The organism is Providencia sp. PROV048 (assembly GCF_033688165.1).
GTDB lineage: Bacteria > Pseudomonadota > Gammaproteobacteria > Enterobacterales > Enterobacteriaceae > Providencia > Providencia hangzhouensis.
The window spans coordinates 1,956,123-1,972,641 of record NZ_CP096360.1; the positions used below are offsets into that span (position 1 = coordinate 1,956,123).

Here is a 16,519-nt window from a genome sequence, read left to right on the forward strand (position 1 = left end):
TATTGAAGGGCGTTGTTTCTAAGGTATGCCATCATTTAGCAAAAAAAGCCCCTGCAAGCAGGGGTATCTAATGGAAATGTATATTTATAGTTATTGTTATAAGGTGCCTGTTGTTTAGATAGGCTATCAGATAATACCAGTGATTAAGGATTAATCCAAATCAGAGTAAGCATAAAATTAAAATAAATGTTTTACAGGGGGGCTTGCGTTTGAAATTACTAAGCAACTAATTGTTTTTTAATATTAATTTCTTTTTTTAGAACCTAATTCCAAGTGAGTGTAACTACATGATATCTAATGCTTATGATTAACTTATTGAGAATAATACATAAATCAAACTAAAGTTGGCGAGATGAATGTAAGGTTTTGACTGAATCAAAAACATAATAAGAGTAAAAACGAGTATTATTTTATAGATTATCTCACGGACAAATGGGAAATTATTGAAGTATAGTAAAGGAATATAATTAAAAAGATAATTAAATCGGTTTTGACTTGAAATATAAAATATTACTCCCATAACGGTTATAAATAATCTTTTTAATGTAAGGGATAAAAGATGACTAATGCACAGTGGGTAATACAAGCATTAAATGCGGTATTGGGTGAGAATATTGGTTCATTGCCTGTGGCTAAACAGTATTTTTCGGATAAATATATTCAAATTGTTGATGGAAAACAAATTGATTTTAATGAATTTATTACACATTTGCAGGTATTGAAAGAAGCCACTGAGTCGATTGTTATTACTATTAAATCTATCGCAGAGGGGGATGGATGTGTTCATACTCAACATCTGGCAAAAGCCACTAAAAAAGATGGTTCAGTAAGTGAATTTGAGGTATTTGCTTGTTTTCAAATAGAAGATGGAAAAATTACCCGTTGCGAAGAATTAACAAGAATGGTTAAAGGTAATAATACTGATGAAGATTTAGGCTCAAGAACCTAAATCTTTATTGCTTGTACAATACTGAATACTACTATTGTAGGTAAAACCTATATTAAAACAAGGTTTTACCTTACTTCTATTCTATCTTATATTAACTTGGGTAAATTAACTGTAATCCAGTACCAACTTCTTGTACTGGTGCATATTTTGCCAAATGTATTTTTGCGTTGAGATCTGTACAGTGGCATGGGTGTATAAATTTTATATCCTGCTGGTCAAAGTAATTACCTGTTTTTTCCAAAATTTCTTTTGATGCTTGCTGTAAATGAAATCCACCTATGACAGTGACAATATTATTTATGCCAGTTACATGCTTTGCATATTCAGTAATATTACAAATTCCAGAATGAGAGCAACCCGTTATTACAATTAGGCCTTCAGACGTTTTAATTGCAAGTGCTGAGTCATCAAACACATAGTCATCAATGATATTATGATTGAAGTCGAGTGTAGTACCAATTGGCTCTTTTCCCTCAAAACTATTGAGTCTAGGAATTTGGCCTAAAAAAATTATCTTTTCAGAAAGATAGTATGGTTTTGTCGCTTCTATACAATGAAAATAAGAAGCTAAAATGTCTTTAGATGTATTTGTCCCGATGACTTTAGATTGAAATTTTTTGGGAATTAGCGCATCCGGATGGTATATCAGGTGTTTAGTTTCAGGTGCTTCAATGTTACGGCGGTCAAAGTGTTGAATTAGGTGACCTAAGCCCCATGTATGATCATTGTGGCCGTGAGAAAGCACCAGGTCAGTAATATCGGCAAGATCAATATGTAAAATATTCGCATTATCAATAAATATATCTGAATAACCTGTATCGAATAATATTTTTTTATCATCAGCTTCGATATAGTAGCAAACACCGGGTTCACCACAAAAATAACTATCAATCAGGGTATTATTATCTACAAGAACAGTAATTTTTATTGTCATCATGAGCTCATGTTTAATAGAAGTAATCGTAATCTGTTGTATCAGATAAACAGTAACAAATTACTAAATGGCGATAAAATATAATTATAAAAAATGAGGAAATTAGAGGAATACGAGAAAATTATAAAAAAGGTCGGAGGAGACTATCGAGAGTCAACCTCCTAAATAAATTGCGATATAAGCTTATACATTGCTAGGCAAATTTTTTTACTTCTTTACTTCTTGTTGAATTTCATCACCTGTTTCATGGGGATTGGTTGGCTCTGTATGAAAAATAGACATAATATCTTCTAATAGATCTGATTGAGCTTCTAAAGCTTTTAAGGATGATTGCAACTCACGAGTCATAGCTGCATTCGCTTGAGTGGTGTTATCTAATTCATTGATTGCTAGATGTATTTGACTCACCCCATGGGTTTGTTCATTTGAGGCAAGCGCAACACTTTGGATCATTTCATTGATATTAGATGTGTCTTGTGCAATTGAAACGATATTGTCATTTGCATCCGCTGCTAATTGGAAACAGTGGTTAATCTTATCATTTGAATTATTAATCAATAGCTTGATTTCTTTGGATGCTTGAGTACAACTAATTGATAATTCGCGCACTTCATTTGCGACGACCGCAAACCCTTTGCCATGTTCACCCACTCTGGCAGCTTCTACTGCGGCATTCAATGCTAATAAATTAGTTTGAAAAGCAATATTATCAATGGTTGAAGTGATTTTACTGATTTCTTTTGAAAAATCGACGATATCATCCATGTTTTCTACAACATCAGAAATAAGTTCATTGCTTTTTTCAATGGTTACACTTGTCTCTGACATCAATTGGCACGATTGGTTGGTGTGAGCTGTATTTAATTTAAAAGATGAATCGAGTTCTTCGACACTGGCTGCAGTTTCGACAATTGCCGCGGCTTGTTGATCTGCTCGAATAGAAAGGTCGTGATTCATCTGGGTGATATCTCCAAGCTCAACTTTTATATGATGAGTGTTGTCATAGATATTTTTAACGATATCAATCAGCTTACTTTGCATATTAGATACATGCTGTTTAAGTAATTTAATTTCATATAAACCTTTGTTATCAAAGGTATGATATAGAACGCCATGGCTAACTTTCTCAATACCATCAATAACTTGGTTTAGTGGACGAATAAAGAAAAGCTGTAGGATAAATCGAATAAATAGAGTCACGAGGATAACGATTGTGATAGTAACGATTAAGCCAATCAAACTTTGCTTATACAATTGCTCACTTGCAAGAGCAATATCATGATAATTATTATTTAACTGTTGATGATAATTAATGTAGTTTTTCTCAAATGTATCTTGAAATCCTTGAGTAGGTTGGTTTAAAAAGTCATATGTTTTTCCTTGAACTAAAAATACAGAAAGTTCATTCAATGCAGCATATAACGCTCTATATGATTTTTCTAGTTCAGCAAATTCATCACCGTTTTTATAGATTGAGGTGGATGTGAATGCATCCCAATAGTTTCCTGCTTCTGTTATTTTTTTATGATAAAACTCGATGAGGCTATCTATGTCAGTGTTTGATGTTTTCATCTTATTGATAACCAATAAATGACGAGAGCTAGCGCGATTCAATGTGTTTCGTGCTTGTAATAAAGATTGCCACGTATTATTCAGTTGTGTTTGTTCATTATAAATAGTGTCGAGTTTGAATAATGTCTCTTGATATTGCTTTAAAGAACTAAAGAAAAACCAACAGGTTGAAAGAAGAAGGACGATAAGCAGGCCTGAAATAAACCAGACTAGAGTTGTCGTTTTAAAACCAGAAAAAGAGAATTTAGCTGAGCTAAAATTAATTTTTTTTAAATTACCAGACATCATTGATTATTTCCTTTCATACCATCGAGTAGTATGTTTGAACGCATACTAAGTACGACTTCTAAACATAACGTGATTAACCATGAGCAAATCGAAGCTGTCCGATAGCTAAAAAGTTATATGTAGTCACGCGGAAGCATCAGGCGTAGGGACTAAATGAATGTATCGGCACTAACTCTGGATACTTTATATCCAACAATTTGACTTAGCTCATAAAATTGAAAGTAATTAAGGGGTTTTACTGATCGAGAGAGAATGGGAGGAAATAATTGTTGTACATTGCTACCTAGAATACAGTTAATTTACGAATTATTTGTGATAATAATAGTCAACCTTTAAAACTTTGGCTTTGAGTGCGGTATGCTTTCTTTATCCTTTAAATGCCTTTTAGGCGCTTTAGCTGTATTGATTATTGCACTATTTTCGCGTAGTAAAATTTACTATATTGCAGGTTTAGTTCCATTATTTCCTACATTTGCATTAATTGCACATGTTATCGTTGTACAAGAACAAGGCACAGAAGCACTAAGAAAAACGGCATTGTTTGGGCTGTGGTCACTCATCCCTTATGCAATGTATTTATTAACGGTATATTTGCTAGCAACGAAAATGACGGCTTGGGGAAGTTTAAGTATTGCAACTGTTATTTGGATAATAACAGCAGCAATATTGGTTTATATATGGCAACTCACTCAATAAATAACATAGGGAGAAATAATTAACTGTAAATAATGATAAAAATAAACTATCACGATAAGCTGATAGATTAAGCCTTATGGGTTATAGTCGCAAAAATCTAAGTATTAACTATAATGATAAGCAGTGTTTTCCATTGAGTTTTACAGTTAAAATGTTATTAAGAACCTTGGTATTATTATTAGTTGCTGGTTGCGCGTATATTGCAGGAATTATGACTGAAATTAAACTTGATCCTGAGTTAGATACTGAAGGTCGAGTGAAAAGTTCTGTCGAAGATTTTCTTGCTTACCCCTCAGCTGCAAATTATAAAAATGTTCAATACTATGTATTGACCAAAAGTGAAGAGGGGGATGAAACTGGCTATTATTGTGGCGAAGTCTTTGGTTTTGAAAATGAATTACCCCATGGCTATAAAAGGTTTATCGTTAGACTCCATAAAAATAGAGCTGGCAAGGTAATGATATCCATTCCTTTTGTAGAAAAAACAGATGATATTATTCCCGCAGAGCAATTTGAATCTGTGTGGGACAGGTATTGTAAAAGAAGCTAATTTAATATAGCTCGTTGAGTGACAAACAAAACGAGCACCAATAATATTAATTTGTTTTAACTGCCATCGTTGCTAGAAATGTGGGCAGATAATTATCAACGACAAATCGTGGATTAGGTTGCCAGTCTTCTTTAAAGCCAGTGATATAAAAGCCTACCTTTATTTGCCCCCCAATAAGATCTGTTAATGAGTGACCGAACACAAAAGCTTCTCGCCTTGCTTGCTTTTGCGCTATTTGCTCTATTGATAGGGTAGATAGCTCGGAGTACGGCATAGTATGACTTGGTTTTATTATGCCTTGCTCATCATATCGCTTATCACGTTCTCCAATGAAAACAACAGGATTAAAAAAACTGGATAACAGTCGTCCATTTGGTTTTAAAACACGGTAGCATTCTTGCCAGACCGGGTTAACATCTGGAATATACAGGTTAGAAATAGGGTGAAATATAATATCAAATGATTCATTCGCAAACATGTGTAATGAGCGCATATCACCTTGAACAATCTCTAATGTTAAATTATCCCTTTCTGCCACCATTTTGTCTTGCTCAAGCTGTTTTTTAGAAAAGTCAAAAACAGTCACACTCGCCCCTGCGGCAGCGAGTACTGGAGCTTGTTGTCCTCCACCAGAGGCTAAACAGAGAATTTTTTTATCTTTTACATCACCTAACCAAGCGTCATCAACAGGAGTTGGAGTTAGATGAACCTGCCACTTTCCTTTTTTAGCTTCATTGATAGTTTTGGAATCAACGGGGGTTGACCAAGCAAGTTGCGATTCTGCTTGTTTATCCCATGCTTTTTGGTTGGCACTCATGAAATCTGTCATAAAAAGACCCTCTGCATACAATAATTTGTCACAGTGTAGCAAAAAATGAGCAAATTGAAATAAAAATGTACCAGTTAGTACATAATTAATTTCCTACCATTAAATGATATGAGGTGCCATTAAATTCAAAATTAGTGACATTACTCATTCCTATCTTCTTATGTGCAAAAAGGGACCTAAGATTATCTGCATTGATAAATGCAATAGGCTTTCCTTGGTTATACGAACAAACGCTATCAAAAAGGCACTTTAGAATATTTTTTCCTCTATAATTTCTATCAATACAAACAGGGCCATAGAACCAATTATTCTGTATAATTTCCGTATGCTGTTTAATGATCAAATGTGCTATAGCGGGTAGGGATGAAGAATGAGGATCAAAGCTAAATACGACTGCGATAATTTTATTTCCATCTCTGGCTATAACAGTAGTTAGACTCCCTGAAAACATAGCGTTGACTTTAGCTTGAGGATATTCACCGAGTAACCCACCTTGTTGGGATTCAGAATTAGATTGCAATAATTGAGCCACAGCAGGACAATCTGATTGTGTCATTAATTCATATTTAATATTCATTATTCCCTCGTAATGATTGCTAAATACGTTTAAATTTATGATATGAAGAGTAGCGGGATTTGTGGGAGCACATTGTAATGTGTTACTTCTAACCCCATAATATCGGTTATTTATTCTTTGTCTATTGAATCAGTATGTTAACTAAATTTTATCCAGTATTTTTACTTGTTATTTCAAATGTATTTATGGTGTTTGCTTGGTATGGACATTTAAAATTTACAACAAAGCCACTGTATGTTGTTATTTTCTTTAGCTGGTTAATTGCATTGGTTGAATACTGTTTTGCGGTGCCAGCTAATCGGTTAGGGCATCAGTACTACAGTGCAGCTGAATTAAAAACAATGCAAGAGGTGATAACACTCTGTGTTTTTGTTCTTTTTTCGGTGTTGTATTTAGGTGAAAGTTTTACCATTAATCATTTAATAGGTTTTATTCTCATTTTTGCGGGGGCCTTTTTTATATTTAAGGGGCCATTTTAACAAAAAGAGCAGTTTGAGCTGCTCTTTTTGGATTTGACTTAGTTTATACCCATCCTTTTTCATGGAATTGTTTCAGTATTACAACAAATTGCTGCATTTCCTCGGGGGTTCCTAGCGTTAATCTATTCCAGCCAACCGCTGGTGGAAATTCACGACCTACCATGACATGAGCATCAGCCATACGTTGTTGATAGGTTTTTACGTCCCCTTTAACTTTATGGAAAATAAAATTAGCCTGTGATGGAGCATATTCCAGCCCGATTTCGTTTAATGCTTTTTCTACGATTTTTCTCGATATATCGTTGGATTTTAGGCTGTATTGAATAAATGATTTATCCTTTAGTGATGCAATCGCAGCAACCGCACCTGCTGTATTAGTATTATCAATAGATAAAAACGTATCTACAGCAGCAATAATTTCGGGAGTTGCGACCCCATAGCCGACTCTTAAGCCTGCTAAGGCAAAAATTTTAGAGAAGGTGCGTGTGACAATCAGGTTGTTTTGACCTTTTTTGACTAATTTAATAGCACTTGTAAAGTTCGGGTCTTCAACAAACTCAGCGTAAGCTTCATCAACGATAAAAAATGTGTTGTCAGAGTCTTTACTCAGCCACTTATCAAGCTGGCTATAAGGCGTGATCATTGCCGTCGGATTATTTGGGTTACAAATATAGACCATTGATAAACCATCAAAGTCATTAGCGGCTTGTTCCATTTTTGCTAAGTCAAATGATAAATCGGTTTTTAAAGGAATTTTCGTTATCGTCACCCCTAATGGTAGGGAGTATAGCTCTGCATAATTGAATGTTGGGTCAGGTGTGACGAGCTGAATATTGATACCCAGTTTCTTCGCTTTATTTGCCAACATCGCGACAGTGGCTTGAATGGTTTCAGATGAACCATTGCCTATACTAATGTTCTCATCGGATAAACTGTAGAGCTCACCAATATTCTTCTGTAATTCAGCACGAGCATCATCAGGGTAGCGGAATGCATTAGGTAATGCCTTAATGATAGCTTCTTTAGCCTTTTCGGACATCCCTAATGAGTTTTCATTGAAATTCAATAGTAATGGGTGTTTTTCACTCGGTAAGACAATGTTACTATTTTGTGCAACCGCATGATTGAACAATGAATTAAGCGCAAGCCCACCAGCCACTAATGAGCTGGATTTAAGAAATGAACGACGATCCATAGTTATTCCCTGAAATTATTATTTTTGAATGTATTAGATTACTCATAATTATCTCAAAGTAAATAATTATATGGATAAAATGACTTTTTATTCACTTTATTGTTTGGGTTAACTATTTCAAATCATTGCATAGGAAATTCAACCTTATCTATTTAATTGATATTAAAAGATAAAGTTTTTTAAATCGGGAGTGACTAGAAATAATAAGTAATTGTGCTATGAATTAAATTCGTTATATAATAATTTATATGATGATTATTTGGCTATATAATAGGAACAATAATGAAGCTATACATGTTTTATGTGGGTGGTAACGCAGGTAAATCTAATATTGAAGTGCATGATGTTCAGTTTGTGGCAGCAGAGCAACCTACAGATGCTTGGCCGACATTAAGAGAAAATTGGTTTGGTGATAAAGACAAGATCCATATTGATGGCTATGCAGTGATTAATTGGGCAGATGGGTTTGAAATAGAATTACGAAAAGAACCCTCAACAAGTGAATATCGCCTTTATTTTGTTAATGTAGGTGGATATATTCCAAGCAACCTTGCGGAATTACATGAGTTTGATTTATTCGTTGCTAAAACTGCACATGAGGCTAAACAAAAAGCACTTCAGGCGCTATTAACAAATAGTCAGCAACAACATAAAGATAATTTGAAAGATGTGGATGATTGCTTATTACTACAACAAGTTGGTGATTTTTATATACATCTAACTGAAAATAAAAATGGAAATCACTTTATTCCTCAGTGGCAAGGTTACCAGCCAATCGGAATATAAAATAATACCAAGGGTAGTGTTATTCTACCCTTGGTAAAAATTACTGACCTTGTACAGGGGTATTAGGCGTAATTTCTACAACTGCAACTTTAACCATATATTGTTTACCATTTTCTCCTTTAGGAGCATCTGCAGCAATTTTTTTCAGTGTTTCATCTGGCTGAGCTGTTTGAATTGATGTTGAATACTGCATCATACCACGGTGACGATTTGCATAATTAGAGTGACGATAATTATCACAAGGTCTATCATTATATTGGTGTTGATTTTGGTACCCACCACGGTGCCATGAACCATTCCCATCCCCTGGGTAAGCAAATGTTGAAAAACTGATAGCGATTAAACTTGCACTAAGAATTAATGGCTTTAATATATTCATGTGATATCTCCTTTAGAATATTTATTAATTATCATTCTGCCATTCTAATTATGTAATTCAATTACATTTACTTATCTAAATGAATAAACCATAATTCAGTCACTTTATATTCATTATTTCTTCACAATGAAAATAGTTTGTTAATGAAATTAGAGTGAGGTTAAATTATAATTCTCTGTTGGTTTTGTTTTATTGTTTTTCATTGAAAAACTTAGCGAGTTTACTGATTGATATAATTGATGCAACGGCAATATCTTTATTATAATCATCACATAATACTAACAGTCTATCGATGGCGGCTTCTTGTTCAATTGAACAAATATAATCACCTAATGCATTTATTGCAGCTATTTTAACATCATTGTTATTGCCATGAGTTAAGTTAACGAGATTTTTAACGATCTTTTCTTTCATAAAAATAGATTAAATTAGTCTAACAGTATAGAGGTTAGTATAAAACTAGCTAACAAAATAAAAAATGTTTTTTTTATTAATGTTAAGTTAATAGATATAAATTGAATCAATAGTGATAGGAATGTTTTTGAAAAATTTTCAATATTAAAGTTCGATTTTTATGAGAAAATAGCAATTGGTTAGAGGGAATATCAAATAGTAGAGCCAAAAGCTCAAATTGTTTATTCAAACTGATATAATCCATTTATACTAGTTCGATTTATCATAAAGTAGAAAGGGTGATGCGTTGAAGCGTATAAAAACAAAATTACTGATTGTACTGCTATTGGCTTTAGGAGTATTTGCATACCATTCTTATACGAGTATTGGTGATTCAGATGTTAAAAATGAAGCACAAAGCTTGGTGGAAAAGAAATTCGGCAACTCATCAGCAGTTGAGTTTAGTGATGTTGAAATAGTACAAAAAAATGAGTTTAAGGAAGGGGAGAGTTATCGAGTTTGTGGCTTATACCATTTATCTTCCCAAGACGACGCTCTGCCATTTGTTGCGAATGTGATTGTTAAGGAAGGGAGTTTTTCTGAACATGGGCAGCTGATTATTAGTGAAACACCGGAGTTACAATTTTCTATTGAACAGTTGTGTGTTAAAAAACAAGCTAATTGATAAAAAAGCGCTCAAAGTAAAAGTTGAGCGCTTTTTTGTTTCCTAGAAAAATTAAATGATTAAGATTTATTCAAAAGAAGTTCAGTTTGAATTTTACAAGCTGAAACAGAATCATTTAATGATTTATTGAAGTCAGCTTCATTAGCAAATTTAGATTTATTGCTACGTACGGTATCAATCGCTGAAGTTAGATTTTTGCGGAGGTCTGACTCAACAGTGGCTAATTGCTTGAGATCGACATTTTCACTTTTCAGTTTAGCAATGGTTTCTTGGGTTAATTCACTGCTAGTTTTGTCAGTGCTGTATGCTTCACTTAGTGCTTGACCTGTGATTTCACAATAATCGTTGGCTATCTCACTAATATTTAATGGGGCATTATCAGCCATAACAAGGGCTGGGGCCAGGCAAAAAGCCAGTAATAAACGCTTCATAGTCATACCTCTATTTTGCACACAATGAATAATAACTCTATCTGGTATTAGAGAAATACTATAGCAGATTAGACCTAAAACGGGGGATGTCGAATGGGTTTTAGCATGATTTCATAAAAAAGAGCCAGTATAAATACTGGCCGCTATAATTAGCAAAAGCAATGTAAATGAAAATTACGTTATATACATTACCATATAGCGGTGTGGGGTAAAGCGATTTCCACTTATTTTGGTGAAAGTTAAGATTAAGTATGATCTTGATCAGAGTTTGGATAAATATTGGAAGAGCGTTATTGAAATATAGGAGAGTTAAAACAACCAGCTAGCGATCATGCAGACCACTGCTGGTTCTATTCATAACCTCACAGAGAGCTTATTGTTTTAACCAATGACCATGTTTTAATACATCTTCGACAAGTTCATGTAAAACAATATGTGCTTCGTTATCATCATGAAAGCCTTTAGTTTGAAAGGTTGTTGGGCCATTATCATGAGTAATCAATAGATAACTACCAGGGTAGACTTCTAAAACGCGAGCTTTCAGTTCTGCAATGAAGGATTCATATGATTTTTCAGGGAGCTGAGAAAGTGGGTCATCAGATAACTTAATATTAATTTCCATGCGTTAACCTCTTGTTTATAAATTTAATTAAGCTCAGTTTATTGTTAAGTGAAAGCATAAGCAATAATCTAATTATGATGATTGCAATTTGATTGATTTCGGCGTTGTGAATTAACGTTATTCATTGAATCAATATTCCAAATAGCAAATGAGTTAAATAAAGTTAATATGATAAATGTTTTAGTTAGAGGATAAGCTAATTAAAACTGATGATGTGAAATAAATAATAGGCTTTTATTTGTTTAAGTGACTATTTGATTAAAATAAATACTATGATTCAATCATTTGATTGGTTTTTTGTTAAATAATAAATAATTTTATCATGCTTAGATTTTTCAATATGTTACATGTCTTTTTTTGTAAATGTCTAACTTGTTTTTATTAAAACGTAATGTAGTTAATGATTGTTCAAGCGAAAATCAATTTACATTAAAGATAAAAAAATATAATTTCTGATAATCATATTAAGATGATTTGGCTTTTGTAAGCTGAACTCCTTTTTCTGGAGTTATATTTTAAATGTGAGGTTTTGATTTTCGATTAACTATTTATTAATCGTTCTAATAAAAAAGGAGTGTAATTTGATAGAATTTATAAACTCATTAACTAATTTTATTTGGGGTTCTTTACTTATTTATTTATTACTGGGTGCCGGCCTGTATTTTACTCTTCGATCAGGGTTTATTCAAATTAGGCATTTTGGTCATATGTTTAGTGTCTTAAAAAATAGTAAACAGTCCGATAGTGCGGGTATCTCATCTTTTCAGGCATTATGTACAAGTTTAGCCGCTAGGGTCGGCACAGGAAATTTAACCGGAGTTGCAATTGCGCTAACAGCAGGTGGGCCAGGCGCTATTTTTTGGATGTGGGTCGTCGCTGTACTCGGAATGGCTACGTCTTTTATTGAGTGTACTCTCGCACAGTTATACAAAACCAAAGATGATAAAGGAAACTATCGAGGTGGGCCTTCATATTATATGCAGAAAGGCTTAAACCAACGCTGGATGGGTGTATTATTTTCCATTTTCCTGATTATTGCCTTTGGTTTAGTATTTAATGCAGTACAAGCTAATTCTATTGCTCAAGCAACCGCAGTCGCCTTTGATTTCAATCCAATTTATGTTGGCATTGGCTTAGTTTTATTAAGCGGAGTTATTATTTTTGGTGGATTGAAATCCATTGCGAAAGTTGCTGAATTAGTTGTTCCAGTTATGGCGTTAGCTTATTTGCTATTAGCTTTTTGGGTTGTTGGGCACCATATTGAACGATTACCTGAAGTTTTTATGCTGATAATTCGAAATGCATTTGGTCTGCAAGAGGCTGCGGGTGGGGCTGTCGGTTATGGTGTTGCCCAGGCAATGACACAAGGAATTCAACGGGGGTTATTCTCTAACGAAGCCGGGATGGGGTCTGCACCAAATGCAGCGGCATCTGCGGCACCTTATCCACCACATCCTGCGTCACAAGGGTATGTACAGATGCTTGGTGTATTTATGGACACCATCGTTATTTGCAGTGCGACCGCCATTATTATTTTATCATCTGGCGTTCTAGAAAGTGGAATGGATAACATTAATGGGATTGAATTGACACAGCTTGCTCTTTCTTCTGCTGTCGGTAGCTGGGGAAGTACGTTCATTGCAATTGCTATCTTCTTTTTTGCATTTACATCAATTATTGCTAATTATGCTTATGCCGAAAGTAATATGATTTTTCTCGAGAATAATCATACAGCTGGGTTATTTATTTTCCGTTTAGCTGCGTTGGGTATGGTGATGTTTGGTGCGCTCGCTGAAATGCCATTTATTTGGAAACTCGCAGACTTATCGATGGGCTTAATGGCGATAACTAATCTAATTGCGATCCTTTTATTATCGGGTATTGCTTTCAAACTTGCTAAAGATTATAACCAGCAGTTAGTTGCAGGCAAAATACCGACTTTTGATATCAATCAACACCCTGAATTAAAGAAACAGTTTGAGGAAGGGATATGGGAAAAAGAAGAAGTTGATAAGTGGGTTGAGAAAGAAACATCTCGCTAATACAAAACATTTTAAGCATAAAATTCTTAGGTGATAGCCTGAGAATTTTTTTTATGAAATATTATCAATGCGTAATAAGAATAAGCGCTTGCATTATAATTATTTGAGCTATAAGGTTTTTTAAGGTGATAAAATAAATGTATTATTACAATAAATACCAATTTCGAAACTAAATAGCTGAGAAAATTATGAAATTGAATCAGTATGCCGCAACGCTGTATGGGGTTATATCAATCTTGTTGTGGAGCACAATGGTAGGGCTGATCCGTAGTGTAAGTGAAAACTTTGGGCCTGTGGGTGGTGCTGCATTAGTGTATACAGTCGGTTCGCTTGTATTGGTACTCGTTATGGGGATACCAAAAATAACGAAATATCCTAAACGCTATTTGCTTTGGGGAACGGTGTTATTTGTTAGCTATGAAATCTGTTTTGTTTTGGCGTTAGGATTAGCTAATAACCGGCAACAAGCTATTGAACTTGGTATGGTGAATTATTTGTGGCCAAGTTTTACTATCGCACTTGCTGTGTTTTTTAACCGCCAGCGTTTCACTTTATTATTAGGATTAGGATTGGTTTTAGCTTTTATGGGGTTGATCTGGGTAATTTCAGGCAATCAGCCATTGTCGGTGCAAACTATTTTGGCAAATATACAAAGTAACCCACTTTGTTATTTTTTAGCTTTTATTGGAGCCATTGTTTGGTCATTTTATAGTAATGTTACCAAGCGTATTTCTGGTGGTCACAATGGCATGGTATTATTTTTCATCATGACTTCTATTGGGTTATGGATTTTGTATTTTTTTAGTACGCCAACAGCGTTTATTATCAATAGTGAAAGCCTGTTGTTATTACTCGTTGCCTCTATTGCGACTGGTGGGGCGAATGCATTATGGACATTTGCGGTTATCAAGGGCAATGTGGCTTTTCTAGGGACGCTTTCTTATTTCACTCCAGTTATATCGACAGCATTCGCGTCTATGTTGTTAAGTACCGCATTAACGTTAAGTTTTTGGCAGGGTGTGTTAATGGTGACAATGGGGTCGGTGATTTGCTTTTTAGCGACTAGGCAAAAACCAATACACGGTTAAAAATGGCAGCGCATACTGGTGTAAGCGCTGCAACGGAAAATATACTGAAGTGAAATTTTTTGCGGGCTTATACATTAATAAACTTATTAATGGCGACAGCAACACCATCTTCATCATTGGTTGTGGTGACAAATTTAACCATTTGGCGAATTGGCTCTAAAGCATTGCCCATTGCGACAGAAACACTGGCGTATTGCAGCATTTGAATATCATTGTTTTGGTCTCCAATACTCATGACTTTGTCCGGTGTAATGCCTAGTTTTTCACAGATACATTCTAACGCTGCGCCTTTACTTGAGGTTTTATTTGATACCTCAAGGAAATATGGGCTTGTTCGAGTTAAAGAGTAATTATCAAAGACATTCTCTGGAATATAGCTGATACCCATATCTAATTTTTCTGGATGGTCAATTATCATAAACTTAGTAAATTCCAGAGAAGAGTCCATTTCATTAACGGGGCAATAGATAAGCGGAGTGTGGGTTAGATAAGCATCTGCCACCGTATAGTGGCTAATATGGCGGTTTGCCGTGAACATGCTGTTATCCGCAAGAGCATGCATGTGGACCCCGACATTTCTAGCCAGTTCCTCAAAATATTGGAAGTCAGCGAAATCTAACAAATTTTCTGCCAGATGACTGCCATCATTGGCTTGGTGAATGACACTACCATTATTACTAATACAGTAGTTATCCGCTGTATTTAAATCTAATTCCCGCAGGTAGGGGGATATACCCGAAAATGGCCTACCGGAGGCTAAAATAATATGGACACCTTTTTGCTTAGCTTGTGTGATGGCCTCTTTTACTACGGGAGATATTCGGTGTTGGGAGTTAAGTAATGTGCCATCTAAATCAATGGCGACCAGTTTGATTGACATCCAATGCCTCCTAAAATTCATGCTTTCTGCCAATACCTTACTCCAATTATTCGGAATGTAAATTATACAAATAGTTATAATTTTTACGCGTACTAGAATAATGGGTATTTGATGTGAAATTGAACAGAATATAACGCAGGAACTCTGTTCAATAGTCAAAGGTTGAAATGACAATGTTTTATAGCATTAGTATGTGAATCAATAGATTAATGCGGCTAAAATATTCTCACTCATAATTATGAATCAAATGAAGCGGTTGCTTAACATCTAATTGGATTTGGTCATTCTGTCTAAAATCAAATGGCGTAATGCCATATTCCTTACGAAACATATAGGTAAAGTGGGACTGTGACCCAAAACCAAAATCCAGTGCGATATCGAAAATAGACTGGTTGCTGTTGCGCAGTAAGTTAACCGCACCAGCAAGACGGCGTTGGCGGATGTATTTACCCAGTGAAATCCCTGTGACTTCTTTAAAGATTTTTTGCATATGCCAAAGTGAATAGCCTGAATAAGCCGCGAGCTCTTCTAAGTGGATCACGCGCCCTAAGTGTTCTTCTATCCATTTACTCAAAGCATAAACAAGTGCTAAGTGGTTATCTTGTGGCATCTCAAATGTTTTCTAGTTTTACGGTAGCAGAAGTATACACAACTTCATTTCATCATGACAAAGGCTGCTTGTGCGGTATTTCCTATTTTTAGGATAAAAAAAGCACAATCAGAATAAGTTAATGGCCAATAGCACCTAAAATGAGCGAAATTTTTGTAAAAAGAGGTCAATTGCATATTTTCCTCAAATTTAAGGCTCGAAATTAGAGTACCATTTATTTTATAAACGCATTACGTGCAATGCCATAAGTGAAATCAATCATAAAATAGCAGTACCTTAGTATTGTAATCATTTGAAAAATAAAATCATCATAGAAATATGAAGGAATCATCGGTGTTTGGTCGTAAATTAATTATTGTTATAAGTGCAATCTTGGCCTGTATTTTTCTCTATCTTTTAGCGATGGATAGCCTGTGCGACCAAGGTGGAGAGGACTTTATTTTTGGTATTTGTCGTGTAACTGACTTGTTACCATTTTGAATTTGCTTTTTAATGCACAATCCATGATATTGAGTTGGGGTAACTATCCTGCGG

20 protein-coding genes are annotated in these 16,519 nt (G+C 34.7%); 9 read left to right on the top strand and 11 right to left on the bottom strand.

Annotated features, from left to right (window positions below):
- Window positions 1-559 precede the first annotated feature (559 nt).
- Window positions 560-949, top strand: a complete 390-nt coding sequence (locus M1F26_RS08490; RefSeq protein WP_140172502.1) for a nuclear transport factor 2 family protein — start codon at window positions 560-562, stop codon at window positions 947-949.
- A 91-nt stretch (window positions 950-1,040) separates the two neighbouring features.
- On the opposite strand, the gene M1F26_RS08495 is transcribed toward M1F26_RS08490, so the two are convergent.
- Both M1F26_RS08495 and M1F26_RS08500 read right to left on the bottom strand, forming a co-directional pair.
- Window positions 1,041-1,883 (bottom strand): MBL fold metallo-hydrolase, encoded by an 843-nt coding sequence (locus M1F26_RS08495; RefSeq protein ID WP_140172583.1) that lies wholly within the window; start codon window positions 1,881-1,883, stop codon window positions 1,041-1,043.
- A 207-nt stretch (window positions 1,884-2,090) separates the two neighbouring features.
- The gene (locus tag M1F26_RS08500; RefSeq protein ID WP_140172501.1) at window positions 2,091-3,743 is read right to left on the bottom strand and encodes a methyl-accepting chemotaxis protein; all 1,653 of its coding nucleotides are present in this window, start codon (window positions 3,741-3,743) and stop codon (window positions 2,091-2,093) included.
- 357 nt (window positions 3,744-4,100) lie between these two features.
- On the opposite strand from M1F26_RS08500, the gene M1F26_RS08505 reads away from it, so the two are divergent.
- Together M1F26_RS08505 and M1F26_RS08510 are read left to right on the top strand one after the other, a co-directional pair.
- A complete protein-coding gene (locus M1F26_RS08505) occupies window positions 4,101-4,439 on the top strand; it encodes a GlpM family protein (RefSeq protein ID WP_140172500.1) in 339 nt (112 codons plus the stop codon).
- Window positions 4,440-4,515: 76 nt separating this feature from the next.
- Window positions 4,516-4,989 (top strand): hypothetical protein, encoded by a 474-nt coding sequence (locus M1F26_RS08510; RefSeq protein ID WP_227528966.1) that lies wholly within the window; start codon window positions 4,516-4,518, stop codon window positions 4,987-4,989.
- 46 nt (window positions 4,990-5,035) lie between these two features.
- On the opposite strand, the gene M1F26_RS08515 is transcribed toward M1F26_RS08510, so the two are convergent.
- The gene (locus M1F26_RS08515; protein WP_140172499.1) at window positions 5,036-5,818 is read right to left on the bottom strand and encodes a class I SAM-dependent methyltransferase; all 783 of its coding nucleotides are present in this window, start codon (window positions 5,816-5,818) and stop codon (window positions 5,036-5,038) included.
- Window positions 5,819-5,903: 85 nt separating this feature from the next.
- On the bottom strand, window positions 5,904-6,395 hold the full coding sequence (locus M1F26_RS08520) for a GNAT family N-acetyltransferase (protein ID WP_140172498.1): 492 nt from the start codon (window positions 6,393-6,395) through the stop codon (window positions 5,904-5,906).
- A gap of 134 nt (window positions 6,396-6,529) precedes the next feature.
- Between M1F26_RS08520 and M1F26_RS08525 the strand changes: the two genes are divergently transcribed.
- Entirely contained in the window at window positions 6,530-6,874 is a 345-nt protein-coding gene (locus M1F26_RS08525) for a DMT family protein (RefSeq protein ID WP_140172497.1), read from the top strand.
- A 43-nt stretch (window positions 6,875-6,917) separates the two neighbouring features.
- Here the strand turns inward: M1F26_RS08525 and M1F26_RS08530 are convergent, their stop codons facing one another.
- Window positions 6,918-8,069 carry a pyridoxal phosphate-dependent aminotransferase gene (locus M1F26_RS08530; RefSeq protein WP_140172496.1) on the bottom strand — a complete coding sequence of 384 codons (1,152 nt, stop codon included), beginning with the start codon at window positions 8,067-8,069 and terminating at the stop codon, window positions 6,918-6,920.
- A 282-nt stretch (window positions 8,070-8,351) separates the two neighbouring features.
- On the opposite strand from M1F26_RS08530, the gene M1F26_RS08535 reads away from it, so the two are divergent.
- Window positions 8,352-8,855, top strand: a complete 504-nt coding sequence (locus M1F26_RS08535) for a DUF1543 domain-containing protein (protein WP_004253444.1) — start codon at window positions 8,352-8,354, stop codon at window positions 8,853-8,855.
- 40 nt (window positions 8,856-8,895) lie between these two features.
- On the opposite strand, the gene M1F26_RS08540 is transcribed toward M1F26_RS08535, so the two are convergent.
- Both M1F26_RS08540 and M1F26_RS08545 read right to left on the bottom strand, forming a co-directional pair.
- Window positions 8,896-9,234 (bottom strand): hypothetical protein, encoded by a 339-nt coding sequence (locus M1F26_RS08540; RefSeq protein WP_004253447.1) that lies wholly within the window; start codon window positions 9,232-9,234, stop codon window positions 8,896-8,898.
- A 189-nt stretch (window positions 9,235-9,423) separates the two neighbouring features.
- Window positions 9,424-9,648, bottom strand: coding sequence for a hypothetical protein (locus M1F26_RS08545; RefSeq protein ID WP_094960468.1), 225 nt, complete (start codon window positions 9,646-9,648; stop codon window positions 9,424-9,426).
- A 286-nt stretch (window positions 9,649-9,934) separates the two neighbouring features.
- Here M1F26_RS08545 and M1F26_RS08550 point away from each other — a divergent pair, with 286 nt between their 5' ends.
- Entirely contained in the window at window positions 9,935-10,312 is a 378-nt protein-coding gene (locus M1F26_RS08550) for a hypothetical protein (RefSeq protein ID WP_094960469.1), read from the top strand.
- A 59-nt stretch (window positions 10,313-10,371) separates the two neighbouring features.
- On the opposite strand, the gene M1F26_RS08555 is transcribed toward M1F26_RS08550, so the two are convergent.
- Entirely contained in the window at window positions 10,372-10,743 is a 372-nt protein-coding gene (locus M1F26_RS08555) for a hypothetical protein (protein WP_036957640.1), read from the bottom strand.
- Window positions 10,744-11,116: 373 nt separating this feature from the next.
- A complete protein-coding gene (locus M1F26_RS08560; RefSeq protein ID WP_004253462.1) occupies window positions 11,117-11,365 on the bottom strand; it encodes a DinI-like family protein in 249 nt (82 codons plus the stop codon).
- Between the two features lie 581 nt (window positions 11,366-11,946).
- Here M1F26_RS08560 and M1F26_RS08565 point away from each other — a divergent pair.
- Window positions 11,947-13,407: an alanine/glycine:cation symporter family protein gene (locus tag M1F26_RS08565; protein WP_094960470.1), complete on the top strand. Its 1,461-nt coding sequence runs from the start codon at window positions 11,947-11,949 to the stop codon at window positions 13,405-13,407.
- A 188-nt stretch (window positions 13,408-13,595) separates the two neighbouring features.
- Window positions 13,596-14,495 (top strand): aromatic amino acid DMT transporter YddG, encoded by a 900-nt coding sequence (gene yddG, locus M1F26_RS08570; protein WP_094960471.1) that lies wholly within the window; start codon window positions 13,596-13,598, stop codon window positions 14,493-14,495.
- A gap of 67 nt (window positions 14,496-14,562) precedes the next feature.
- On the opposite strand, the gene yidA is transcribed toward yddG, so the two are convergent.
- Together yidA and M1F26_RS08580 are read right to left on the bottom strand one after the other, a co-directional pair.
- A complete protein-coding gene (yidA, locus tag M1F26_RS08575) occupies window positions 14,563-15,375 on the bottom strand; it encodes a sugar-phosphatase (protein ID WP_140172262.1) in 813 nt (270 codons plus the stop codon).
- Window positions 15,376-15,601: 226 nt separating this feature from the next.
- A complete protein-coding gene (locus M1F26_RS08580; protein WP_004253477.1) occupies window positions 15,602-15,985 on the bottom strand; it encodes a helix-turn-helix domain-containing protein in 384 nt (127 codons plus the stop codon).
- 333 nt (window positions 15,986-16,318) lie between these two features.
- Here M1F26_RS08580 and mgrB point away from each other — a divergent pair, with 333 nt between their 5' ends.
- Complete coding sequence (mgrB, locus tag M1F26_RS08585; protein WP_004253482.1) at window positions 16,319-16,465, top strand: PhoP/PhoQ regulator MgrB; 147 nt, start codon at window positions 16,319-16,321, stop codon at window positions 16,463-16,465.
- Window positions 16,466-16,519: the final 54 nt, after the last annotated feature.

Bases quoted from the DNA above. Each gene is read 5' to 3' on its own strand.
- M1F26_RS08555 (WP_036957640.1), bottom strand. From the start codon at position 10,743: ATGAAGCGTTTATTACTGGCTTTTTGCCTGGCCCCAGCCCTTGTTATG.
- M1F26_RS08525 (WP_140172497.1), top strand. From the start codon at position 6,530: ATGTTAACTAAATTTTATCCAGTATTTTTACTTGTTATTTCAAATGTA.
- M1F26_RS08520 (WP_140172498.1), bottom strand. From the start codon at position 6,395: ATGAATATTAAATATGAATTAATGACACAATCAGATTGTCCTGCTGTG.
- M1F26_RS08490 (WP_140172502.1), top strand. From the start codon at position 560: ATGACTAATGCACAGTGGGTAATACAAGCATTAAATGCGGTATTGGGT.
- M1F26_RS08510 (WP_227528966.1), top strand. From the start codon at position 4,516: ATGGGTTATAGTCGCAAAAATCTAAGTATTAACTATAATGATAAGCAG.
- M1F26_RS08505 (WP_140172500.1), top strand. From the start codon at position 4,101: ATGCTTTCTTTATCCTTTAAATGCCTTTTAGGCGCTTTAGCTGTATTG.
- M1F26_RS08545 (WP_094960468.1), bottom strand. From the start codon at position 9,648: ATGAAAGAAAAGATCGTTAAAAATCTCGTTAACTTAACTCATGGCAAT.
- M1F26_RS08580 (WP_004253477.1), bottom strand. From the start codon at position 15,985: ATGCCACAAGATAACCACTTAGCACTTGTTTATGCTTTGAGTAAATGG.
- yddG (WP_094960471.1), top strand. From the start codon at position 13,596: ATGAAATTGAATCAGTATGCCGCAACGCTGTATGGGGTTATATCAATC.
- M1F26_RS08560 (WP_004253462.1), bottom strand. From the start codon at position 11,365: ATGGAAATTAATATTAAGTTATCTGATGACCCACTTTCTCAGCTCCCT.
- M1F26_RS08495 (WP_140172583.1), bottom strand. From the start codon at position 1,883: ATGACAATAAAAATTACTGTTCTTGTAGATAATAATACCCTGATTGAT.
- M1F26_RS08500 (WP_140172501.1), bottom strand. From the start codon at position 3,743: ATGATGTCTGGTAATTTAAAAAAAATTAATTTTAGCTCAGCTAAATTC.
- M1F26_RS08535 (WP_004253444.1), top strand. From the start codon at position 8,352: ATGAAGCTATACATGTTTTATGTGGGTGGTAACGCAGGTAAATCTAAT.
- yidA (WP_140172262.1), bottom strand. From the start codon at position 15,375: ATGTCAATCAAACTGGTCGCCATTGATTTAGATGGCACATTACTTAAC.
- M1F26_RS08530 (WP_140172496.1), bottom strand. From the start codon at position 8,069: ATGGATCGTCGTTCATTTCTTAAATCCAGCTCATTAGTGGCTGGTGGG.
- M1F26_RS08515 (WP_140172499.1), bottom strand. From the start codon at position 5,818: ATGACAGATTTCATGAGTGCCAACCAAAAAGCATGGGATAAACAAGCA.
- M1F26_RS08540 (WP_004253447.1), bottom strand. From the start codon at position 9,234: ATGAATATATTAAAGCCATTAATTCTTAGTGCAAGTTTAATCGCTATC.